We start from the raw sequence: 19055 nt of genomic DNA, 5'->3' as shown, positions 1-19055 counted from the left end.
ACCACTCATAGTCGTTAGCACCAATGTACGCTCAGGCAGCGTTTCTGATATAGAGTTTTGGTGGCTGTCAAAGGCTAACTTTCGCTGGGCCAGGTCATTCTGAAAGTATGGGCGCATAATGGTCTAATGCTTGCACAGAATGAAGTGGTGGTGAAGCGACCTGAAGCTGACATAAGATTTTGCGCTGCGATACTGCGTCAGCGTTGTGTTGATACTTGTGCAAAAGAGGTGAAAATGCGCAGGTCATGCCGAGCGTCCAACTTCCTGCCGTCAGCCTGAAACGCAAAGCTTGGGTTAAGGGCCGCTTTGCGGGATAAACAGGCGTGGCTTCAGGTGGCAGAACGATCTAGGTACCTGATCTGATACCAGCTTCGGCGGACATGCTAGAATTCGGTCATGTTATCGCGTCCAGCCTGCTTGAGGGCGTTTTGAAAATAGAACAGATCAAAATTTCAGACATTTGAAGGCTATTGGTCAAACCGTCACTTTGTTCCGCCACTTGAACAGACTTTGATGAGCCTTGCAGCATCGGTGAAAGAGGGCTCGAAGAAGCCGTTCGCTGCAAAAAGGCGCGAATGGCCAGTTTGGGCCGTCTTTGCTGGTGAAGGTGGCACAGCAAAGTGAACATGCTGCGGCCGACCTAATGGCGGTTGTGAGCCCAATGTAACAAATGCTGCATCACTCAAGAACGACCGCTATCGGCATTTCCTTCGACTTTGCCTACCCAGCGACTTTGATGTGTGGGATAGGGCGACCAAGAGACAGCTCACTTGCGGAATTGACCAACGCATCGGCGTCGATCCGAAAGTGCCTATATAGGTCAGCGATCGAGCCCGTTTGCCCGAAATGTTCAACCCCGTGCGAGATCGTTTGATGCCCCCAAACACCGCCGACCCATGACAGTGTAGCGGGATGGCCGTCGATGACAGTGATCAGGACGCAGTTTCTTGGCAGGCCTAGTAGTAATGTTTCGATGTGCGAGGCGGCAGCTTTATTGCCGTTTGCCCGCGCTCGCTGTGCGGCCGCCCAGCCTGCGTTCAGGCGGTCAGCCGATGTCACGGCGAGGACACCGACATCGCGGCGGCCTTCTCCGATCATGCCCGCTGCTTTGATGGCTTCTGGAGCAACCGCGCCTTGATAGACAATGACCACTTCGCAGTTGGCACCGGGTTCGCGTAGCCAGTAAGCCCCATCGATTGCGCCTTGTTTAAAGGCATCATTGACGCGCTTGCCGGGCTGTTCGATCGGGTTGGTTGTAAGGCGCAGATACACCGATCCTCCGGTTTCGTCCCGTAACCATGTACGCTCGTCCGGATCGTTTTCGCCGTCTTTTTGCAAGTGGTTGAACGACCACTCCATGATCACGGCCAACTCATCTGCAAAGGCGGGTTCGAACGCAGCAAGCCCATCTTGCGACATGCCGATCAGCGGAGATGCGATAGATTGGTGCGCGCCGCCCTCATAAGAAAGCGTGACGCCCGACGGTGTGCCAACAATAATAAATCGCGCGTCTTGGTAGCACGCGTAGTTTAAGGCGTCCAAACCGCGAGACACGAAGGGGTCATAAACAGTGCCGATAGGTATAAGGCGTTTGCCGAACATCGAATGTGACAGACCTGCCGCCGCCAAAAGCAGGAAGAGGTTCATCTCTGCGATGCCCAGTTCGATATGTTGGCCCTCTGGCGTAAACTCCCATTTTGCGGTCGACGGGATGTTTTCGGTTTTGAACATGTCTTCTTGGTGGTTCCGCGCGAACAATTTACGACGGTTCACCCATGGGCCGAGGTTGGTTGTGCCTGTCACGTCCGGTGACGTGGTCACGATGCGTTCGGCGAGATCGCTGTCGCCTTTGGACAGGTTATCCAGGATTTTCCCAAATGCCATTTGGGTCGATATTTCACGATCTGAAGTCAGCTCAATCGACGGGACATCGATCACGTCGTCGTGGTAGCGGCGCGGGCCCTTGGCGAAGAATGGCGCCTTTAACAGTTCGTCCTTAAACACAACAGGGTCGGCAACGGTCGCGAATTTGTCCCATTCATGTCCTTGCGCGACGCCCATGTATTCCTGCCATTCGGCCATCTGGGTTTTGTTCATCAACCCACCATGGTTGTCTTTGTGTCCTGCGATTGGCGTGCCCCAGCCTTTGATCGTGTAGGCTAAGAAGCATACTGGGCGATCGTGGTCGATTGCAGCAAAGGTATCAGCCATGGTTTGCACACAGTTGCCGCCGAGGTTTTCCATCAATTCGGCAAGTTCTTCATCGCTGCGGCGTTCTATCAATGCTGTGACATCGCCCTGATCGCCAAGTGCATCCATTAGACGCTCTCGCCAAATGGCACCGCCCATGAATGTCAGCGCAGAGTACAATTGGTTCGGGCAGTCATCGATCCATTGACGCAGTTTATCGCCGCCCGTTTCTTCGAAGGCCGCGCGTTGTAAGTGGCCGTATTTGACACGGACAACATCCCAACCGAAGGCGTCAAAAATCTGCTCAACCCGCTTGAACAGACCCTCACGCACAACGCCATCGAGCGACTGGCGGTTATAATCGATGATCCACCAGCAGTTGCGCAGATCGTTCTTCCAGCCCTCTTGCAAGGCCTCGTAGATGTTGCCTTCGTCCAGTTCCGCATCGCCCACCAGCGCGATCATCCGGCCCATTTTCTGTTCAGCACCCCAAGATTTAGCTTGGATGTAATCTTGAACAATTGACGCAAACGACGTGACCGCGACGCCCAGACCAACCGAACCTGTCGAAAAATCAACATCGTCGATATCTTTGGTGCGCGACGGGTAACTCTGAACGCCGCCGTAACCGCGAAAGTTCTCCATCTTCTCGCGCGTTTGATTGCCCATCAGATATTGGATCGCGTGGAAAATCGGCGAAGCATGTGGCTTGACCGCGACCCGATCTTCTGGCCGGAGTGTTTGGAAATACAGCGCGGTCATGATCGACACCATCGACGCAGATGATGCCTGATGCCCACCGACCTTGATACCATCCGCTTTGGGGCGAATGTGGTTAGCATTGTGGATCATCCAGTGGGACAGCCACAAAAGACGTTGTTCAATGGTCTTGAGATGCGCGGACATATTGGCGTTCCTTTAGGCTGCGTTTTCAATAAAAGACCTAGGTAGGGCCTGTACGAGATCGGCAATGATGTCGTCCACTCCCTCAAGGCCAATTGATAGCCGAACGAGGCCCTCGCTGATGCCATGTTCGGCCAGTTCTTCTGTGGAGTAGGTTGAGTGTGTCATGCTGGCAGGGTGCTGCACCAATGTCTCGGCATCTCCCAAAGAAACGGCACGTGAGATAAGTTCCAGCCTGTTCATCATTTCAATTCCACCTTGTTTTCCGCCCGTCAGTTCGAAAGCAATCATACCGCCAAACTGGGACATTTGTTGTTTGGCGAGATCATGTTGCTCGAAACTTTCTTGCCCTGGATACCATACTTGTTGCACGGCAGGTGACGTTTCTAGCATCGCGGCGATCGTGGCTGCACTGCTGCAATGACGATCCATGCGCAATTCGAGCGTCTTAAGCCCGCGCAAGATCAACATCGCATTGAACGGGGCCATCACAGCACCGGTCATATCCTTCATCCCCTGAAGGCGAATGTCAGCGACCAGCTCTGCGGAACCAACCAACAGACCCGCCACAACATCGCCGTGACCACCAAGGTATTTGGTGGCTGAATGCACAACAATGTCGGCACCGTGCTTGATTGGTTGGGTCAGATACGGCGTGGCATAGGTGTTATCGACTACAACCTTGGTACCATTAGCGTGCGCGATATCTGACACAGCCGCAATATCAACCAAGCGCATGTTCGGATTGGCAGGTGTCTCGAAGTACACGACTTTTGTCTTGTCGGAAATTGCAGCGGTCAGGTTTTCTGCCTGCGTCAGATCAACGTGGGTGACTTTGACCCCGAACTTGGCCAACCCATGATGCATGAACGAGAACGTGCAGCCATACAGCGTTTTGTCCAAGATGATCTCGTCGCCCGGCGCAAGGAGCGTCCATAGGGTTGCGGTAATCGCAGCCATGCCCGATGCCAAAGCGAGCCCAGCTTCAGCCCCTTCAAGCACTGCGATACGACGCTCAAGCAAGTCGTTCGTCGGATTTGAGATGCGCGAATAGATATGCCCGGCTTGCTCCCCTGCGAACATGTTGCCACCAGCTTCGGCCGTTTCAAAGACAAAGGTCGATGTCAGATGCAGTGGCGGCGTCAAAGCCCCTTCGTTGTCCATCGGGTCATATCCATGATGGATTGCCATCGTTGAAAAGCTGTTTGGGTGATTGCGCATGCCGAGCCTCCGTGAGTGTTCCCTGAGTAATTTAGGACAGGTTAAAGGCTTACGGATTGCTAATTATGCCTCGTTTAGATAATGATTTAGCAGATTATGCTAACAAGGTTCGATATGGACGCCAAAGATCGCCAGATCATCCGGGCATTGCAACGCAATAGCCGGATCACGAATCAAGATCTCGCAGCAGAGGTAAACCTGTCGCCGTCACCTTGCCTGCGTCGCGTGAAGTTGCTGGAACAAAGGGGCGCACTCACAGGCTACACAGCTGACATCGACGCAGAGGCATATGGTTTACCCGTGACAGTCTTCGTGCGGGTCAGCCTGACAGGGCATACAGAGAAGATCGTGCAACAGTTTGAGAAGCAGATCAGTCGGCTGGATCAGGTTCTTGAATGTTTTGTGATGACTGGCACGTCTGATTACCTGTTGCGAGTGGTCGTCGCGGACCTAGCCGATTACGAAAGCTTCGTGCGCAAGCGCTTGCACCCGATTGGCGGGATCGGTTCAATCGACAGCAGCTTCGTTTACGGAGTGGTCAAGAAAACAGGCATATTCCCACTGCTTGATTGATGCGAAGCTTGGCCTGTCGTGAAACGGGCAAAATTGAAAGCAGACCCTGGCAAGACAGAAGGCGATGACTTCTTCGTCCCGCGTACCGGACCTCGGCGCACTGCGCAGCGAATGTGCGAGGGTTTAGGCTTGGACCGCCTGCAGTAAGTCCTCCAGCTCGATCCCTTCCTTCATGGCTTCTTCGATCTGGGCCAGGCAAACCGCTTCGCCGCGCAATCGGTCGGGCGGATAGGCCGCCAAAATCTTATCGGCCTCCACCGCCTCGCGCCTGCGCGACGGAGGTTCTTTCTTAGGTTCAATGGTAAGGTTCCTGTCCCGATTTGAGACTACCCCCGTCTCACCCTTGAGACTTTTCCCACGCTTTTCTGAGACGTTTCCTCCCGTCTCATTTTGAGACTCAACCCCGTTTGGACCACTTCGGCCACCCTTTGGACGCGAACTGGGACCAAGGGTAATATCAAGGTGCAGCTCATACTGATTGGACCCGCGCCCGCCGTCGCCGTCGCCACGTGCATGGCGCGTTACGAGCCCGCATTCTTCCAAGGTCGTCATGTGCCGGAACAACGTGGCCCGACCCATCTCGCACTCATCCGCCAACCGCTGTGCGCTTGGGTTGCACTGGCCGGTTTCCTTGTTGTGGAAATCCGCTAGTTGGATCAGCACGATCTTGACGGCGGGCTTTAAGCCTTTGACATTCGCGGCCCAGATCAGCGCCATGGCACTCATGACGCCACCTGACCCGCCAGAAAAGGGCTGATTGCATTAAGCATACCACACGATTCTGTGGCTTGGTGTTGTGGAACAAAACCGGATTTCCTTGTGTCAGATTTGTGCCAATAGGAAACATGCGTTCCTGCATCGCTGTGCAAAAGGCTACATTTACTCGCATAGCAAGTACCTTTGCCTGTTGCTGTTTTTACTGGGGTTCCGTATGTCCAGCGGTGGGACACCCTTCCCCAACGAAGGGCATTTATCTGTAAGGGTAGCATCAATGGCTATTGAACAACCGGCAACGCGGCCGGCTAATCCGCGTTTTTCGTCTGGCCCCTGCGCCAAACCCCCCACCCATGATTTGGCAAAATTGTCTGACGCGCCTTTGGGCCGTTCGCATCGTGCTGCCGTCGGCAAAGCCAAACTACTGGCCGCGATCCAAGAGACACGCGATATCCTCGGCGTGCCGGCAGACTATAAGATCGGTATCGTACCGGCTTCCGACACAGGGGCCTTTGAAATGGCCATGTGGTCGCTTCTTGGCGAGCGCCCCGCGCAGATGATCGCGTGGGAAAGCTTCGGCGCGGGCTGGGTCACGGACGTGGTCAAACAACTCAAGATCGACGCCACAACGCATACCGCTGACTACGGCGAAATTGTCGACATGGGTGCGCTGAACTACGACTCCGACGTCTGTTTTACATGGAACGGCACCACATCCGGAGTGCGCATGCCAAACGGCGACGCGATCCCAGCGGACCGCAAAGGCCTGACGCTGTGTGACGCAACATCCGCCGCCTTCGCGATGGACCTGCCGTGGGACAAGCTGGACGTTACTACGTTCTCTTGGCAAAAAGTGCTGGGCGGCGAAGCAGCGCACGGCATGCTGATCCTCAGCCCTCGCGCCGTGGAGCGCCTCGAAAACTACACACCCGCATGGCCCCTGCCCAAAATCTTCCGTCTCACCAAAGGTGGCAAACTGATCGAGGGGATTTTCAAAGGCGAAACGATCAACACACCGTCCATGTTGGCGGTCGAGGACTACCTTTTCGCGCTGGATTGGGCGCGTTCCGTTGGTGGGCTCAAAGGGCTGATTGCACGCGCAGACGCCAACACAGCAGCGATCACGACGTTTGTTGAAAACAACGACTGGATCGATTTCCTCGCGACAGATCCCGCGACACGGTCCAACACATCCGTTTGCTTGAAGTTCGCGGATGACCGGATCACAGACGGTCCAGCCTTCGCCAAAGCTATTGCAAAACGGCTTGCTGACGAAAACGCAGCCCTTGACGTCGGTGCCTACCGCGACGCGCCAGCAGGTCTGCGGATCTGGTGCGGGGCCACGGTGGAAACAGCAGACATCGAAGCGATGCTGCCATGGCTCGCCTACGCCTTCGATCAAGAAATCAACGGTTAATTCTCTGCCCCCGATCCGCTTCATCTCGCAGGTTAAACCTCGGGGGAGGCCGCAGGCCGGGGGCAGAGCCCCAAACACATCTGACACAAGGACCAAACCCATGGCCCCCAAAGTACTCATTTCCGACAAACTCAGCGAAGCGGCTGTGCAAATCTTCAAAGACCGCGGCATCGACGTCGACTTCCAGCCCGACATCGGCAAGGACAAAGACAAACTGGCCGAAATCATCGGCAACTACGACGGCCTCGCCATTCGCTCCGCCACCAAAGTGACCGAGAAAATTATCGCTGCTGCGGATAACCTCAAAGTCATCGGGCGCGCAGGTATCGGCACCGACAACATCGACAAAGAGGCCGCGTCGAAAAAGGGCATCATCGTGATGAACACGCCCTTCGGCAACATGATCACAACGGCAGAACATGCCATCGCGATGATGTTTGCTGTGGCGCGTCAAATCCCCGAGGCCTCCGAATCGACACACGCCGGCAAGTGGGAAAAGTCGAAGTTCATGGGGGTCGAGCTGACAGGCAAAACCCTTGGCGTCATCGGTGCGGGCAACATCGGCGGGATTGTGTGTGACCGTGCGCGGGGTCTGAAGATGAAAGTCATGGCCTATGACCCCTTCCTTGGCGAAGAAAAGGCCAAGAAAATGGGCGTCGAAAAAGTCGAATTGGACGAATTGCTGGCCAAGGCAGACTTCATCACCCTGCACGTCCCGTTTACCGACCAAACCGCCAACATCCTTTCCAAGGAAAATATTGCCAAAACCAAAAAAGGCGTGCGGATTATCAACTGTGCGCGTGGCGGTCTTGTGGATGAAGAAGCATTGGCAGAGGCCCTCAAATCTGGCCACGTTGCGGGTGCCGCCTTTGACGTTTTTGCCAAAGAACCTGCTAACGAAAACCCGTTGTTCCACCTGCCCAACGTCGTCTGCACCCCGCACCTTGGCGCGGCCACAACAGAAGCACAGGAAAACGTGGCGCTGCAAGTGGCTGACCAAATGGCCAACTACCTGCTGACAGGGGCGGTCGAAAACGCGCTGAACATGCCGTCCGTGACCGCGGAAGAAGCCAAAGTCATGGGGCCATGGGTGTCTCTGGCAGGCCACCTCGGGTCGTTCATTGGGCAAATGACGGACGAGCCAATCAAGGCGATCAACATCCTTTATGACGGCGTCGTGTCCGAAATGAACCTCGCCGCGCTGAACTGTGGCGTGGTCGCGGGCATCATGAAACGTGCGAACCCTGACGTGAACATGGTCAGTGCCCCTGTCATCGCCAAAGAACGCGGCATTCAGGTCAGCACGACGAACCAAGATAAATCCGGAGTCTTCGATGGCTATATCAAGGTGACGGTGGTGACGGACAAACGCGAACGGTCTGTCGCTGGCACGGTGTTCAGCGATGGCAAGCCGCGCTTCATCCAAATCAAAGGCATCAACATCGACGCCGAGATCGGGGCGAACATGCTTTACACCACAAACGAAGACGTGCCGGGCATCATCGGTGTCCTTGGGAACACCATGGGCAAAAACGGCGTGAACATCGCGAACTTTACGTTGGGCCGGAACGACGTGGGCGGTGAGGCGATTGCGCTTCTCTACATTGACCATGCGATCGAACCAAAAGTGGTGGATGCGTTGGAAACCACAGGCATGTTTACCCAAGTCAAACGGCTTGCCTTCGACGTGGCTTAAACCCAACATGGGCGCGTTCATTTGAAGATCGCGCCCATGCCTGACTATGACAGCTACATTGTATGCACCACGCCACGCAGCGGCAGCACAATGCTTTGTGCGTTGCTTGAGCAGTCCAAAGTGGCGGGTGCACCTCAAAGCTATTTCCACCAACCTTCCCTGACGAAGTGGTGCGCCGGTCTAGGCCTTCCCAGCGATACACATCCAAGAAAAATCATGGCTTGCGCACGTAACCTCGGAATGGCTGGATCGAACATTTCGGGGATCAGGATGCAACGCCATAGTTTTGGATTTTGGGCTGAGCAGCTAAAAACGCTTTTCCCGTCGAACACCACAGACGCCGACCGGATCGCAAGAGCATTTGGGCGCACAAGATTTCTGTTTCTTACAAGGTTGGACAAAGTGGCGCAGGCCGTATCCTTGGTGCGGGCCGATCAAAGCGGGCTATGGCATCGCAATGCCGACGGATCGGAAAGGGAAAGGCTGGCCGCAGCGAAACCACCACAATACGATGAAACAAAGATCGCGACAGAACTGTCCAATCTTGTCGCCCAAGACATGGCCTGGAAGACATGGTTCGCGGCAGAAAACATAGATCCTTTGTACATTAGCTATGATGCACTGTCGGCAAATCCTTGCGCTGTGGTTGGTGAAATTCTGGGTGACTTGGGACTGGACATGAAAGCCGCGCTAAACCTAAGGCCCGCAACCATGCAGCTGTCGGATGATACGAACAAGGAATGGATCGCCAGGTTCTCAGCCAGTGGCGTGTGAATCCACTCGCAACGGGTTCTTAGGCACAGTATGTCCATCGCTATTAAACGTATGATTCCCAGTCAGGTTGCTATGACAAATCCAATCTACGCCATTGGCGATATCCACGGCCAATTGGCCGAACTGCATCGTGCTATGGCGCTTATCGAGGCAGATGGCGGACAAGATGCCAAAATCGTTTTTCTGGGGGATTACACAGACCGTGGCCCCGACAGCCGCGGCGTGATTGAGTTTCTGATGGAAGGCCAAGCGCAAGGGCGCAATTGGACCCTACTGAAGGGCAACCACGACGATATGTTCTGGAAGTTCATGCAAATCCCGCCGCAACATGAACCTTTTCTGCCTGCGGAATTGCATTGGCTGCACCCTCGTTTGGGTGGGGATACAACGCTGGGGTCTTACGGGGTGGATGCCGACGGTAAGCGGCGTATGATCCACATTCATGCAGACGCTCTAGAGGCTGTGCCACAATCACATGTAGATTTTTTGAATAAACTCCAAATGAGCTTTGAAACAGAAAACTTGTTCTTCGCACATGCCGGGATCATCCCGGGGGTTGCACTGAACGAACAAAGCGATTTCGACCTGATGTGGGTACGCCAAGAATTTCACAACCACCAAGACCTACACCCCAAAATCATCGTGCATGGGCACACACCGGTGTCCCAGGCCACACATTACGGCAATCGTGTGAACCTCGACAGCGGGGCAGGCTATGGCAAACCGCTGACAACCGCAGTCTTCGAAAACGACGCGGTATACCGTCTAACGCCCACTGGGCGTGACGCTTTGATCCTTCTTCATCTCGCTGAATAAACCTCGGGGGAGGTGCGAAGCACCGGGGGCAGCGCCCCCATGCGCAACACGTGCCATGCTAACACTGCCCTTATGATTCAAGTCCAGTCCAAGACAACTTTACCACATGTCCCCGATTTCATCGCTGCAAAGCCTTCGGTAAACTGGGACACAGGCAAACGATGCGTGATGACACGCGAGACGTCCAAGCCATTCTGCAACATGGCGATCATCTTGTACCATGTCTCAAAGATTTCGCGGCCGTACACGCCTTTTACGGTGATTGCCTTGAAGACGATGCGGGACCAGTCAACAGGGGATTTTCCCGGTGGAATGCCAAGCAATGCAATTTTACCGCCCATGACCATGGCTTCAACCATTTGATCCATAGCAATTTGATTGCCTGACATCTCCAGCCCGACATCGAACCCTTCGCGCAGACCCAATCCAGCCATGACGTCATTCAAATCCTCGCGGGTGACATCGACGGGGATAACGTCAGCCACTTCGGCTGCAAGGCCAAGGCGCTGGGGGTTAACATCCGTGATGACGACGTGCCGCGCACCTGCGTGACGGGCCACAGCCGCGGCCATTATGCCGATGGGCCCAGCCCCTGTGATTAAAACGTCCTCGCCTAGAATATTAAAACTAAGAGCCGTGTGAACGGCATTGCCCAAAGGGTCCAGAATGGCGCCAATTTCGTTTGGGATGTCATCGGGCAAAGGGACGACATTGAAGGCGGGCAGGCGCAAATATTCGGCAAAGGCACCGTTTTCCTGTACCCCTATTCCACGCGTTTCGGGGTCGAGGTGGAATTTTCCAGCGCGGCTTTGACGCGACTGTGTCCCAATCAGATGCCCCTCGCCGGAACACCGCTGCCCAAGCGCCAAACCCTCAACATTGCGACCCATGTCAACAATTTCTCCGGCGAACTCATGGCCTGTTATCAGCGGAACCGGCACTGTTTTTGCAGCCCAGGTGTCCCAATTCCAGATGTGCATGTCAGTGCCGCAAATGCCCGTGGTTTTGATGCGGATCAGCACATCATCAGGGCCGATTTCCGGAACAGGAACCTGACATTTCCAAAGACCTTCACGGGGATGGGATTTGACCAAAGCGTGCATGTGATTGTGGGAACGGGAGGGCATCAAATCACGCCGCAATCTCGACCGGCGATCTCGAAAGCGGTCAATGCGCGGTCCAGTTGATCACGGGTCAGTGCTGCATTCATTTGTGTGCGAATACGGGCTTGGCCGCGCGGTACAACCGGAAAGAAAAATCCGGATACATAAACACCTTGTTCGAATAGCGCGGCAGCCATGTCTTGTGCCAATTGGGCCTCTCCCAGCATTACAGGTACAATGGGATGCGTGCCGGGCAGCAGGTCAAAGCCAAGCTGTTCCAGACCTTGCCGCCAGTACGCCGTGTTTTCAGAAAGACGGTTGCGTAAGTCACCACTTTTTTGAACCAGATCAAGGGCTTCGATGGCGGCAGAAACGATGGCAGGGGGCAGGGAATTAGAAAAAAGATATGGCCGTGCACGTTGACGCAGCAGATCGATGACCGGTTGTGGTCCTGCGATGTATCCCCCTATCGCACCACCCAAAGCTTTGCCCAAAGTGCCAGTTAGTATGTCGACATCAACGTTAAAGTGGTCCGGTGTTCCTGCACCGTTGGGGCCGATAAAGCCCGTGGCATGGCAATCATCAACCATAACCAAGGCGTCATATCTGTGTGCCAGCGCGGTGATCTCCGGAAGATTGGCAAATGTGCCATCCATGCTAAAGACGCCATCTGTGGCGATCATTATAAAACGGGCCCCGTCATCGCGGGCTAATTTCAATTGGCCTTCCAGATCAGTCATGTCGTTGTTTGCATATCGGTAGCGCTTGGCTTTGCACAAGCGGATGCCGTCAATGATAGAGGCATGGTTTAAGCTGTCGGACACCACAGCATCTTCAGGGCCCAGCAGGGGTTCAAACAATCCGCCGTTGGCGTCAAAACAAGCGGCAAATAGGATCGAATCGTCTTTGTTGAGAAATTTGGCGAGCTTTTGTTCCAAGGTACGGTGGATGTCTTGGGTGCCGCAAATGAAGCGGACAGACGCCATTCCGAACCCCCGAGGATCCATTGCAACTTTGGCGGCATCAATCAGGTCAGGGTGATCGGCCAGTCCAAGATAGTTGTTGGCGCACAGGTTGATGACATCGCTGTCGCCGACGACAATTTCGGCGCCTTGTGGCGACGCAATAAGACGCTCCGATTTCATCATGCCATCGGCTGCAATCTGTTCGAGTGTTCGGGTGATATGCGTCAGGTAAGGTGTGGACATTAAAAGACTCCTTTGCAGGAGCATCTATCATATAAGATATATTTCCGAAATAGCGGATTTCCGTTAAAGCAGAAAAAATCTGTAATTACAGAGCTTAGCTTCCGTTGGCACTGACAATCAAAAAGGCGGATGCCGGACCCGAAGCCTCTATTCGGTGCGCCACATCAGCGGAATAGCGCGCTGTATCGCCCGCTTGCAGGTGTTTTGTGTGTTCACCCGAAGTGACGTAAAGCGATCCGCTTATCACGGTCAGATGTTCTTTTGTACCACTCGCGTGTGGTTGGCTGTCCAATACACCCGCGTCTGTAAATCGAAGTTCATAAACCTCTGTTTTTCCTGCATCTTCCGGAGGCGATAGAATCAGGATGTTCAATCCAGATGCCTCCGCGCGGATGTTCGGAACGTCATCGGCACGCAAAACTTCGATGTCTTTGTTGATGGTGCCTTCATCTAAAAGGCCGGCAAAATCCACTTGCAATGCGCGTGTCAGATTCCACAAAGTCGCGATTGTCGGGCTGCTTTCGCTGCGTTCAATTTGGCTGACCATGGATCGGCTGACACCCGACAATTTGGCCACCGCATCCAAAGACAGCCCTTGTGCTTGTCGCGCAGCCTTCAGCCGTGCCGGCAGTTTTGTCAGAATAGTGTCATTTGGTTCCGTCATACTGGATAAGTGCCGCGAGACTTGCGCGAAGTCAATTGCCATGACGGTAGGTCGGGGCTGACAAGAAACAGTGAACGCAGTACTCCTGTGGAAAATGGAGGACTTATTATGACAGATATCGTCATTCTTGACGGTGCGCGCACCGCTATAGGCACTTTTGGCGGGTCTTTGGCGGCAACCACACCTATCGATCTGGGCACCACAGCGGCAAAAGCTGCAATGGAACGCTCTGGCGTTGAAGGTGGCCAAATTGGTCATGTGGCTTTTGGCCATGTCATCAATACCGAACCGCGCGACATGTATTTAAGCCGCGTGGCATCCATGGATGCCGGTGTGCCTGATGTCGTACCTGCCATGAACGTGAACCGCCTGTGTGGCTCTGGTGTGCAAGCAATTGTGTCCGTCGTGCAATCTTTGATGCTGGGCGACGCAGAGTTCGGTTTGGCCGGTGGCGCCGAGAATATGTCGCGCAGCCCGTTCATTAACCCCATGCAACGCTGGGGCGCAAAAATGGGTGATATCAAAACCCAAGATATGATGCTGGGTGCTTTGAACTGTCCGTTTGGCACCGGTCACATGGGTGTCACGGCCGAAAATGTTGCAGCTGAACACGACGTGACCCGCGCACAACAGGACGCCTTCGCGATGCAAAGCCAGGAACGCGCCGCTGCCGCAATTGAGGCAGGCTATTTCGCTAGCCAAATTACCCCAGTCGAGGTCCGTGTAAAACGTGACATGGTGCCGTTTGAAGTGGACGAGCACCCCAAAGCAACGTCACTTGAAACGTTGGGTGGTTTACGGGCTGTCTTCCAGAAAGACGGATCGGTTACCGCAGGCAATGCGTCAGGGATCAACGATGGCGGGGCTGCTGTGGTTTTGGCGACGGCTGATGCGGCAGCGAAGGCCGGCCTAAAACCCAAAGCCCGTATTTTGGGTTATGCCCACGCAGGCGTGCGCCCAGAGGTTATGGGCATTGGTCCTGTGCCTGCTGTGCAGAACCTACTGGCCAAAACGGGCCTGAGCGTTTCGGATTTTGACGTGATCGAAAGCAATGAAGCCTTCGCATCACAAGCCTTGGCTGTCTCCAAAGAATTGGGCTTTGATCCCGCCCGCGTGAATCCAAATGGTGGCGCTATTGCGTTGGGTCATCCTGTGGGAGCGACGGGTGCGATTATTACGGTGAAGGCGCTGTATGAGCTTGAGCGTATTCGCGGATCAAAGGCGTTGATCACCATGTGTATTGGTGGCGGACAGGGTATTGCTTTGGCAATCGAGCGTATTGTTTAGTTGTGAAGTCGGACCGGGGCGCTGCCCCGGACCCCGGGATATTTTTGGCGAAAAGAAACCCTGTTTTAAAACAGCTTTTCTGCCAGTTTGATCGCGCCGGCCCCTGTGATTGCCGATCCCAAGGCAGTCAGAACAATCCAGCGCCAGAATGTCGGGCGCTTTGGTGTTTCTGGATTGCCTTGTTTGATCAGGGCGGCCTCTACCAAAGCAGGCAGGCGTGGGCCGAACCGCCCCAAGACCCGTGCCGTTTGCATCAGGTCTGTCAGCGCCGCCCGTGGGCCAATAGATTTTGAGATGTAGCTGGTCACCACGGGACTTGCGACCTGCCAGATGTTCATTTGTGGATCGAGGCTGCGTGCAACACCTTCGACCACGACCATGGTGCGTTGCAGCAAGATCAGTTCAGTGCGCGTTTCCATGCCGAACCGTTCGGTCACCTGAAAGAGATAGTTCAGAAGTCGCCCCATTGAGATTTTGGTGGCGTCCATGCCAAAGATGGGTTCGCCCACGGCCCTGAGTGCGCGTGCAAATTCGTCAACATCTTTGTCGGCGGGCACGTAGCCTGCTTCGAAATGCACCTCGGCCACGCGCTTGTAGTCCTTGCGGATGAACCCATAGAGAATTTCTGCGTAGACGCGCCGTGTGTATTCGTCGATGTGACCCATGATCCCGAAATCATAGGCGATGATGTCTCCGTTTGTGGCCACCTTCAGGTTGCCTTGGTGCATATCCGCGTGGAAATATCCGTCGCGCAGGGCGTGGTTCAGGAACAGTTGCAGCACCCGCTCGGCCAGCTTGGTGCGGTCCACGCCGATGGCGTCAATCGCGGCGTTGTCGCCCATCGGCACGCCGTCTGCCCAGCCAAGCGTCATGACCCGTTGCGCGGAATATTCCCACTTCATTTCAGGCAGTTGGAAACCTTCGTCTTTGGCGGTGTTGGCGGAGAACTCCGATGCGGCAGAGCTTTCCAACCGCAAATCCAGTTCGCCTTGCACCACACCGTCGAAGTGTTCGATGACTTCGATGGGCCGCAGGCGTCGTGCGCCCGGGGCGCAGATTTCGATGATGCGAGCGGCGAGATAGAAGGCGTCCACGTCTTTGGTGAAGGCTCGTTCGATCCCCGGACGCAGCACTTTGACCGCGACCTCTTCTCCTGTGGATTGCAGCCGTGCTTTATGCACCTGCGCGATTGAGGCGGCAGCCACGGGTTCGCTAAACTCAGAGAAAATCTGATCGACAGGCAACCCCAGTTCGCTTTCGACTTCCTGCTTGGCGCGTTCAATCGAAAACGGCGGCAGTTTGTCTTGCAAAACACGCAATTGTACCGCCAGTTCGTCGCCAACGACATCCGGGCGTGTCGACAATACCTGCCCGAATTTGATGTAGGCAGGCCCAAGTGCTGTCAGGGCACGCGTGGCGGGGGGCATTGTCGGGTCGCCTTTATACCCCAACCACATAAACGGTTTGCCCAGCGCCTTTGCCACAAACCGCAGCGCAGGCGGCGCGTCAAAGGCGTCGAGCACCACGTTCATGGCGCCCGTGCGTTCCAGCGTCGCGCCTGTGCGGATCAGCCGCCAGATGTTGTGGGGGCCACGCATCTCAGATTTTCCAACCGGAATGAAGCGCAGCCACGCCCATCGTCATGTTGCGGTATTTCGCGTTTTCAAACCCCGCTTCGCGTACCATTCCAAGGAAGGTGTCTTGGTCGGGGAAATTGCGGATCGATTCGACCAGATATTGGTAGCTGTCGCGGTCGTTTGCGATCATTTTGCCCATCCGGGGAATCACGTTGAAGGAATATAGATCGTAGGCCTTTTGCATCATATCGTTGGGCAGCTGGCTGAATTCCAGCACCATCAAACGGCCACCGGGACGCAGCACGCGGAAGGCCTCGTTCAGGGCCTCTTGCGGGCGGGTCACGTTCCGGATGCCGAAGGAAATAGTGTATACGTCGAAGGTATTGTCCTTGAAGGGCAGGGCCATGGCGTCACCCACCACCCAGTCAAGACTGTCGTGCATTGATGTCGCTTCGGCACGTTTGCGTCCTTCAATCAGCATGGGTTCGGTCAGGTCCAGAACCGTGGCGTGGCCGTGGCCTGCGCGTTTCAGGAACTTGAAGGAAATATCGCCTGTGCCCCCTGCCACATCCAACAGCTTCTGACCGGGGCGGGGGGCCAACCAATCCATCATCGCCTCTTTCCAGATGCGGTGGATGCCGACGCTCATGACATCATTCATAATGTCGTATTTGCTGGCGACCGAATTGAACACACCCTGCACGCGCCCTGCCTTTTCGTCTTCGGGAACGGTTTCAAAGCCGAAGTGGGTGGTGTTGTCGGTCATAGTCTTACGCCTTCTGTCTTGATAGTTGTGAGATATAGCGCCAGTTGAAGAGTTACAAACCACCAATTGCCGCAGGCGCATCAGCAGGAAAGCAAAACATGCCCGAACTTCCCGAGGTTGAAACAGTGCGCCGTGGCCTGACCCCCGCGATGGAAGGGCAGGTAATTGCCCAAGCGGACGTGAACCGTCCCGACTTGCGCTGGCCGTTTCCCGAAAGGATGGCGGAGCGGCTTACGGGTCAGACAGTGCTCCGGCTGCGCAGGCGGTCGAAATACGTGCTGGCGGATTTGTCGTCTGGCGAGACACTTTTGATCCATCTGGGGATGTCTGGGCGGATGACGGTGTCTGGCGATCCGCTTGGACAATTTACCCACACCCACCCTGCCGCCGAAAAGCATGACCATGTGGTGTTTCACATGGGCAATGGGGCGCGGGTGACGTTCAACGATCCGCGCCGGTTTGGGGCGATGGACTTGATGGAAACGGCACAGGAAGGGACGCACAAGCTGCTGAAAGTTTTGGGGCCAGAGCCATTGGGCAACGACTTCAACGATTCGCATTTGATAAAAGCGTTCGAGACCAAGAACTCTCCTGTAAAGTCGGCCCTTCTGGATCAAAGGATCGTTTCGGGATTAGGAAATATCTATGTCTGTGAGGCGCTTTTTCGCGCAAAAATATCCCCTGTGCGGAAGGCAAAGAACATCAGCAAAGCACGTGTTGCATCGCTGGTGCCGATCATTCGCAATGTTCTAACGGACGCGATTGAGGCAGGGGGATCTTCATTAAAGGATTTCCGCCAAGCCGATGGAGAGCTTGGATATTTCCAGCATTCATTCGATGTCTACGGGCGCGAAAACGCCCCTTGTAAGGCGCCCAATTGCACGCATACCGTGCAACGCATTGTGCAGTCAGGACGATCGTCGTTCTATTGTGCCTCTTGTCAGACGTAAGCGCAAACTTAGCTTGAAACGCATCGTGGGCATGGTAATCATCGGCCCTTAACGCAACAACGAAAGCTTACTCATGGCCTATGAGACCATCATCGTCGCTGTCGAAAACCACGTCGCAACGATGACTTTGAATCGCCCCGACGCGATGAATGCCCTGAACGATCAATTGCTGACCGAACTGGCCGACGCACTGTCTGCGGCGCAAGCCAATGAAAAAGTGCGCTGCATCATCGTCGCAGGCAGCGAAAAAGCTTTTGCCGCGGGCGCGGACATTTCCATGATGCGCGACAAGACGTTTGTGGATGCTTTTGCCGGCGATTTGTTCACACCCGAAACCGAACAGATCATGCGGGTGCGCAAACCCATCATCGCGGCTGTGTCTGGCTATGCGCTGGGCGGCGGTTGTGAATTGGCAATGATGTGCGATTTTATCATTTGTTCGGACACTGCGAAATTCGGTCAACCCGAGATTAATCTGGGTGTTGTTGCAGGCATCGGCGGCACGCAACGCCTGACGCGTGCCATCGGCAAAGCCAAAGCTATGGATATGAACCTGACGGGCCGTTTCATGGACGCGGAAGAAGCCGAACGCGCAGGGCTGGTCAGCCGCGTGGTACCTGCCAAAAAGCTGATGGATGAAGTGAACGGCGCGGCACAGAAAATCGCTGAAAAGTCGATGGTGTCGGTGATGGTCGTCAAAGAAGCCGTGAACCGCGCCTTCGAGACGACATTGCGCGAAGGACTGTTGTTTGAACGCCGTGTGTTCCACTCATTGTTTGCGACGGAAGATCAATCTGAAGGCATGTCGGCCTTTTTGGAAAAACGTGAACCACAGTTCCGGGACAAGTGACCGCAAGCGACTGAATCTAATCAGCCAGAATCGCGATTTGGTAGTTGGAAAAGGCCTGGGCACGGATTTCTTTGAGCAGCCCGTACTCGGCGCTTTGAAACACTGAGTTGACGGCTCCCATGTCAGGATATTCTACAATTGTGATTGTGTTGGGGACCGTCTCACCGATCATTGTGGATGCGATTGTATAGGTCTGGATCACGCGCGCCTTTGCCTGTTCAAGCAACGGTGATGTGGTCGCCATGTATGTGCTAAGGGCTTCAGTTTGATTTGGGTTCAGAGTTGTTAATGCGAAGACGCGTACTGTCATAAATATTCCACGACAAAGTTTTTGTGTTCTTTCGTT

The 19055-nt window shown here is 54.8% G+C and carries 17 protein-coding genes; 8 read left to right on the top strand and 9 right to left on the bottom strand.

Going from position 1 to position 19055, the window contains the following annotated elements; translation table 11 throughout:
* Nucleotides 1-720: 720 nt before the first annotated feature.
* Together ABJL60_RS17075 and ABJL60_RS17070 are read right to left on the bottom strand one after the other, a co-directional pair.
* Entirely contained in the window at nt 721-3096 is a 2376-nt protein-coding gene (locus tag ABJL60_RS17075; protein WP_348375655.1) for a 1-deoxy-D-xylulose-5-phosphate synthase N-terminal domain-containing protein, read from the bottom strand.
* Between the two features lie 12 nt (nt 3097-3108).
* On the bottom strand, nt 3109-4314 hold the full coding sequence (locus ABJL60_RS17070; protein WP_348375657.1) for a methionine gamma-lyase: 1206 nt from the start codon (nt 4312-4314) through the stop codon (nt 3109-3111).
* Nucleotides 4315-4428: 114 nt separating this feature from the next.
* Here ABJL60_RS17070 and ABJL60_RS17065 point away from each other — a divergent pair, with 114 nt between their 5' ends.
* A complete protein-coding gene (locus ABJL60_RS17065) occupies nt 4429-4887 on the top strand; it encodes an Lrp/AsnC family transcriptional regulator (RefSeq protein WP_348291174.1) in 459 nt (152 codons plus the stop codon).
* 123 nt (nt 4888-5010) lie between these two features.
* On the opposite strand, the gene ABJL60_RS17060 is transcribed toward ABJL60_RS17065, so the two are convergent.
* A complete protein-coding gene (locus ABJL60_RS17060; protein ID WP_348375659.1) occupies nt 5011-5613 on the bottom strand; it encodes a helix-turn-helix domain-containing protein in 603 nt (200 codons plus the stop codon).
* Between the two features lie 265 nt (nt 5614-5878).
* On the opposite strand from ABJL60_RS17060, the gene ABJL60_RS17055 reads away from it, so the two are divergent.
* The 4 genes from ABJL60_RS17055 to ABJL60_RS17040 all read left to right on the top strand — a co-directional run bounded on the left by ABJL60_RS17055 (nt 5879) and on the right by ABJL60_RS17040 (nt 10304).
* Nucleotides 5879-7018, top strand: a complete 1140-nt coding sequence (locus ABJL60_RS17055; RefSeq protein WP_348375661.1) for a phosphoserine transaminase — start codon at nt 5879-5881, stop codon at nt 7016-7018.
* 100 nt (nt 7019-7118) lie between these two features.
* Entirely contained in the window at nt 7119-8714 is a 1596-nt protein-coding gene (gene serA / locus ABJL60_RS17050) for a phosphoglycerate dehydrogenase (RefSeq protein ID WP_348291168.1), read from the top strand.
* Between the two features lie 36 nt (nt 8715-8750).
* Complete coding sequence (locus tag ABJL60_RS17045; RefSeq protein ID WP_348375662.1) at nt 8751-9488, top strand: Stf0 family sulfotransferase; 738 nt, start codon at nt 8751-8753, stop codon at nt 9486-9488.
* A 72-nt stretch (nt 9489-9560) separates the two neighbouring features.
* On the top strand, nt 9561-10304 hold the full coding sequence (locus ABJL60_RS17040; protein ID WP_348375664.1) for a metallophosphoesterase family protein: 744 nt from the start codon (nt 9561-9563) through the stop codon (nt 10302-10304).
* A gap of 77 nt (nt 10305-10381) precedes the next feature.
* On the opposite strand, the gene tdh is transcribed toward ABJL60_RS17040, so the two are convergent.
* The 3 genes from tdh to ABJL60_RS17025 all read right to left on the bottom strand — a co-directional run bounded on the left by tdh (nt 10382) and on the right by ABJL60_RS17025 (nt 13279).
* Complete coding sequence (gene tdh, locus ABJL60_RS17035; RefSeq protein WP_348375666.1) at nt 10382-11431, bottom strand: L-threonine 3-dehydrogenase; 1050 nt, start codon at nt 11429-11431, stop codon at nt 10382-10384.
* Nucleotides 11431-12615, bottom strand: coding sequence for a glycine C-acetyltransferase (locus tag ABJL60_RS17030; protein ID WP_348375668.1), 1185 nt, complete (start codon nt 12613-12615; stop codon nt 11431-11433). Before ABJL60_RS17030 ends, tdh begins: the two co-directional genes overlap by 1 nt.
* 94 nt (nt 12616-12709) lie before the next feature.
* Nucleotides 12710-13279 carry an XRE family transcriptional regulator gene (locus tag ABJL60_RS17025; RefSeq protein WP_348375670.1) on the bottom strand — a complete coding sequence of 190 codons (570 nt, stop codon included), beginning with the start codon at nt 13277-13279 and terminating at the stop codon, nt 12710-12712.
* A gap of 108 nt (nt 13280-13387) precedes the next feature.
* Here ABJL60_RS17025 and ABJL60_RS17020 point away from each other — a divergent pair, with 108 nt between their 5' ends.
* The gene (locus tag ABJL60_RS17020) at nt 13388-14566 is read left to right on the top strand and encodes an acetyl-CoA C-acyltransferase family protein (protein ID WP_348375672.1); all 1179 of its coding nucleotides are present in this window, start codon (nt 13388-13390) and stop codon (nt 14564-14566) included.
* Between the two features lie 65 nt (nt 14567-14631).
* Here ABJL60_RS17020 and ubiB read toward each other — a convergent pair whose 3' ends face one another.
* Together ubiB and ubiE are read right to left on the bottom strand one after the other, a co-directional pair.
* On the bottom strand, nt 14632-16164 hold the full coding sequence (ubiB, locus tag ABJL60_RS17015; protein WP_348291154.1) for a 2-polyprenylphenol 6-hydroxylase: 1533 nt from the start codon (nt 16162-16164) through the stop codon (nt 14632-14634).
* A gap of 1 nt (nt 16165) precedes the next feature.
* Nucleotides 16166-16990, bottom strand: coding sequence for a bifunctional demethylmenaquinone methyltransferase/2-methoxy-6-polyprenyl-1,4-benzoquinol methylase UbiE (gene ubiE, locus ABJL60_RS17010; RefSeq protein WP_348375674.1), 825 nt, complete (start codon nt 16988-16990; stop codon nt 16166-16168).
* Nucleotides 16991-17007: 17 nt separating this feature from the next.
* Between ubiE and mutM the strand changes: the two genes are divergently transcribed.
* Nucleotides 17008-17859, top strand: a complete 852-nt coding sequence (gene mutM / locus ABJL60_RS17005) for a bifunctional DNA-formamidopyrimidine glycosylase/DNA-(apurinic or apyrimidinic site) lyase (RefSeq protein WP_348375676.1) — start codon at nt 17008-17010, stop codon at nt 17857-17859.
* Nucleotides 17860-17932: 73 nt separating this feature from the next.
* Nucleotides 17933-18709, top strand: a complete 777-nt coding sequence (locus ABJL60_RS17000; RefSeq protein ID WP_348291147.1) for an enoyl-CoA hydratase — start codon at nt 17933-17935, stop codon at nt 18707-18709.
* Between the two features lie 16 nt (nt 18710-18725).
* Here ABJL60_RS17000 and ABJL60_RS16995 read toward each other — a convergent pair whose 3' ends face one another.
* A complete protein-coding gene (locus ABJL60_RS16995; protein WP_348291145.1) occupies nt 18726-19019 on the bottom strand; it encodes a DUF1330 domain-containing protein in 294 nt (97 codons plus the stop codon).
* Between the last annotated feature and the right edge of the window lie 36 nt (nt 19020-19055).

The sequence above is a fragment of the Ascidiaceihabitans sp. genome (assembly GCF_039986515.1).
Taxonomy (GTDB): domain Bacteria; phylum Pseudomonadota; class Alphaproteobacteria; order Rhodobacterales; family Rhodobacteraceae; genus Ascidiaceihabitans.
Note: the sequence above shows the minus strand (reverse complement) of the source record. Positions and strands in the feature narration are given on the sequence as shown.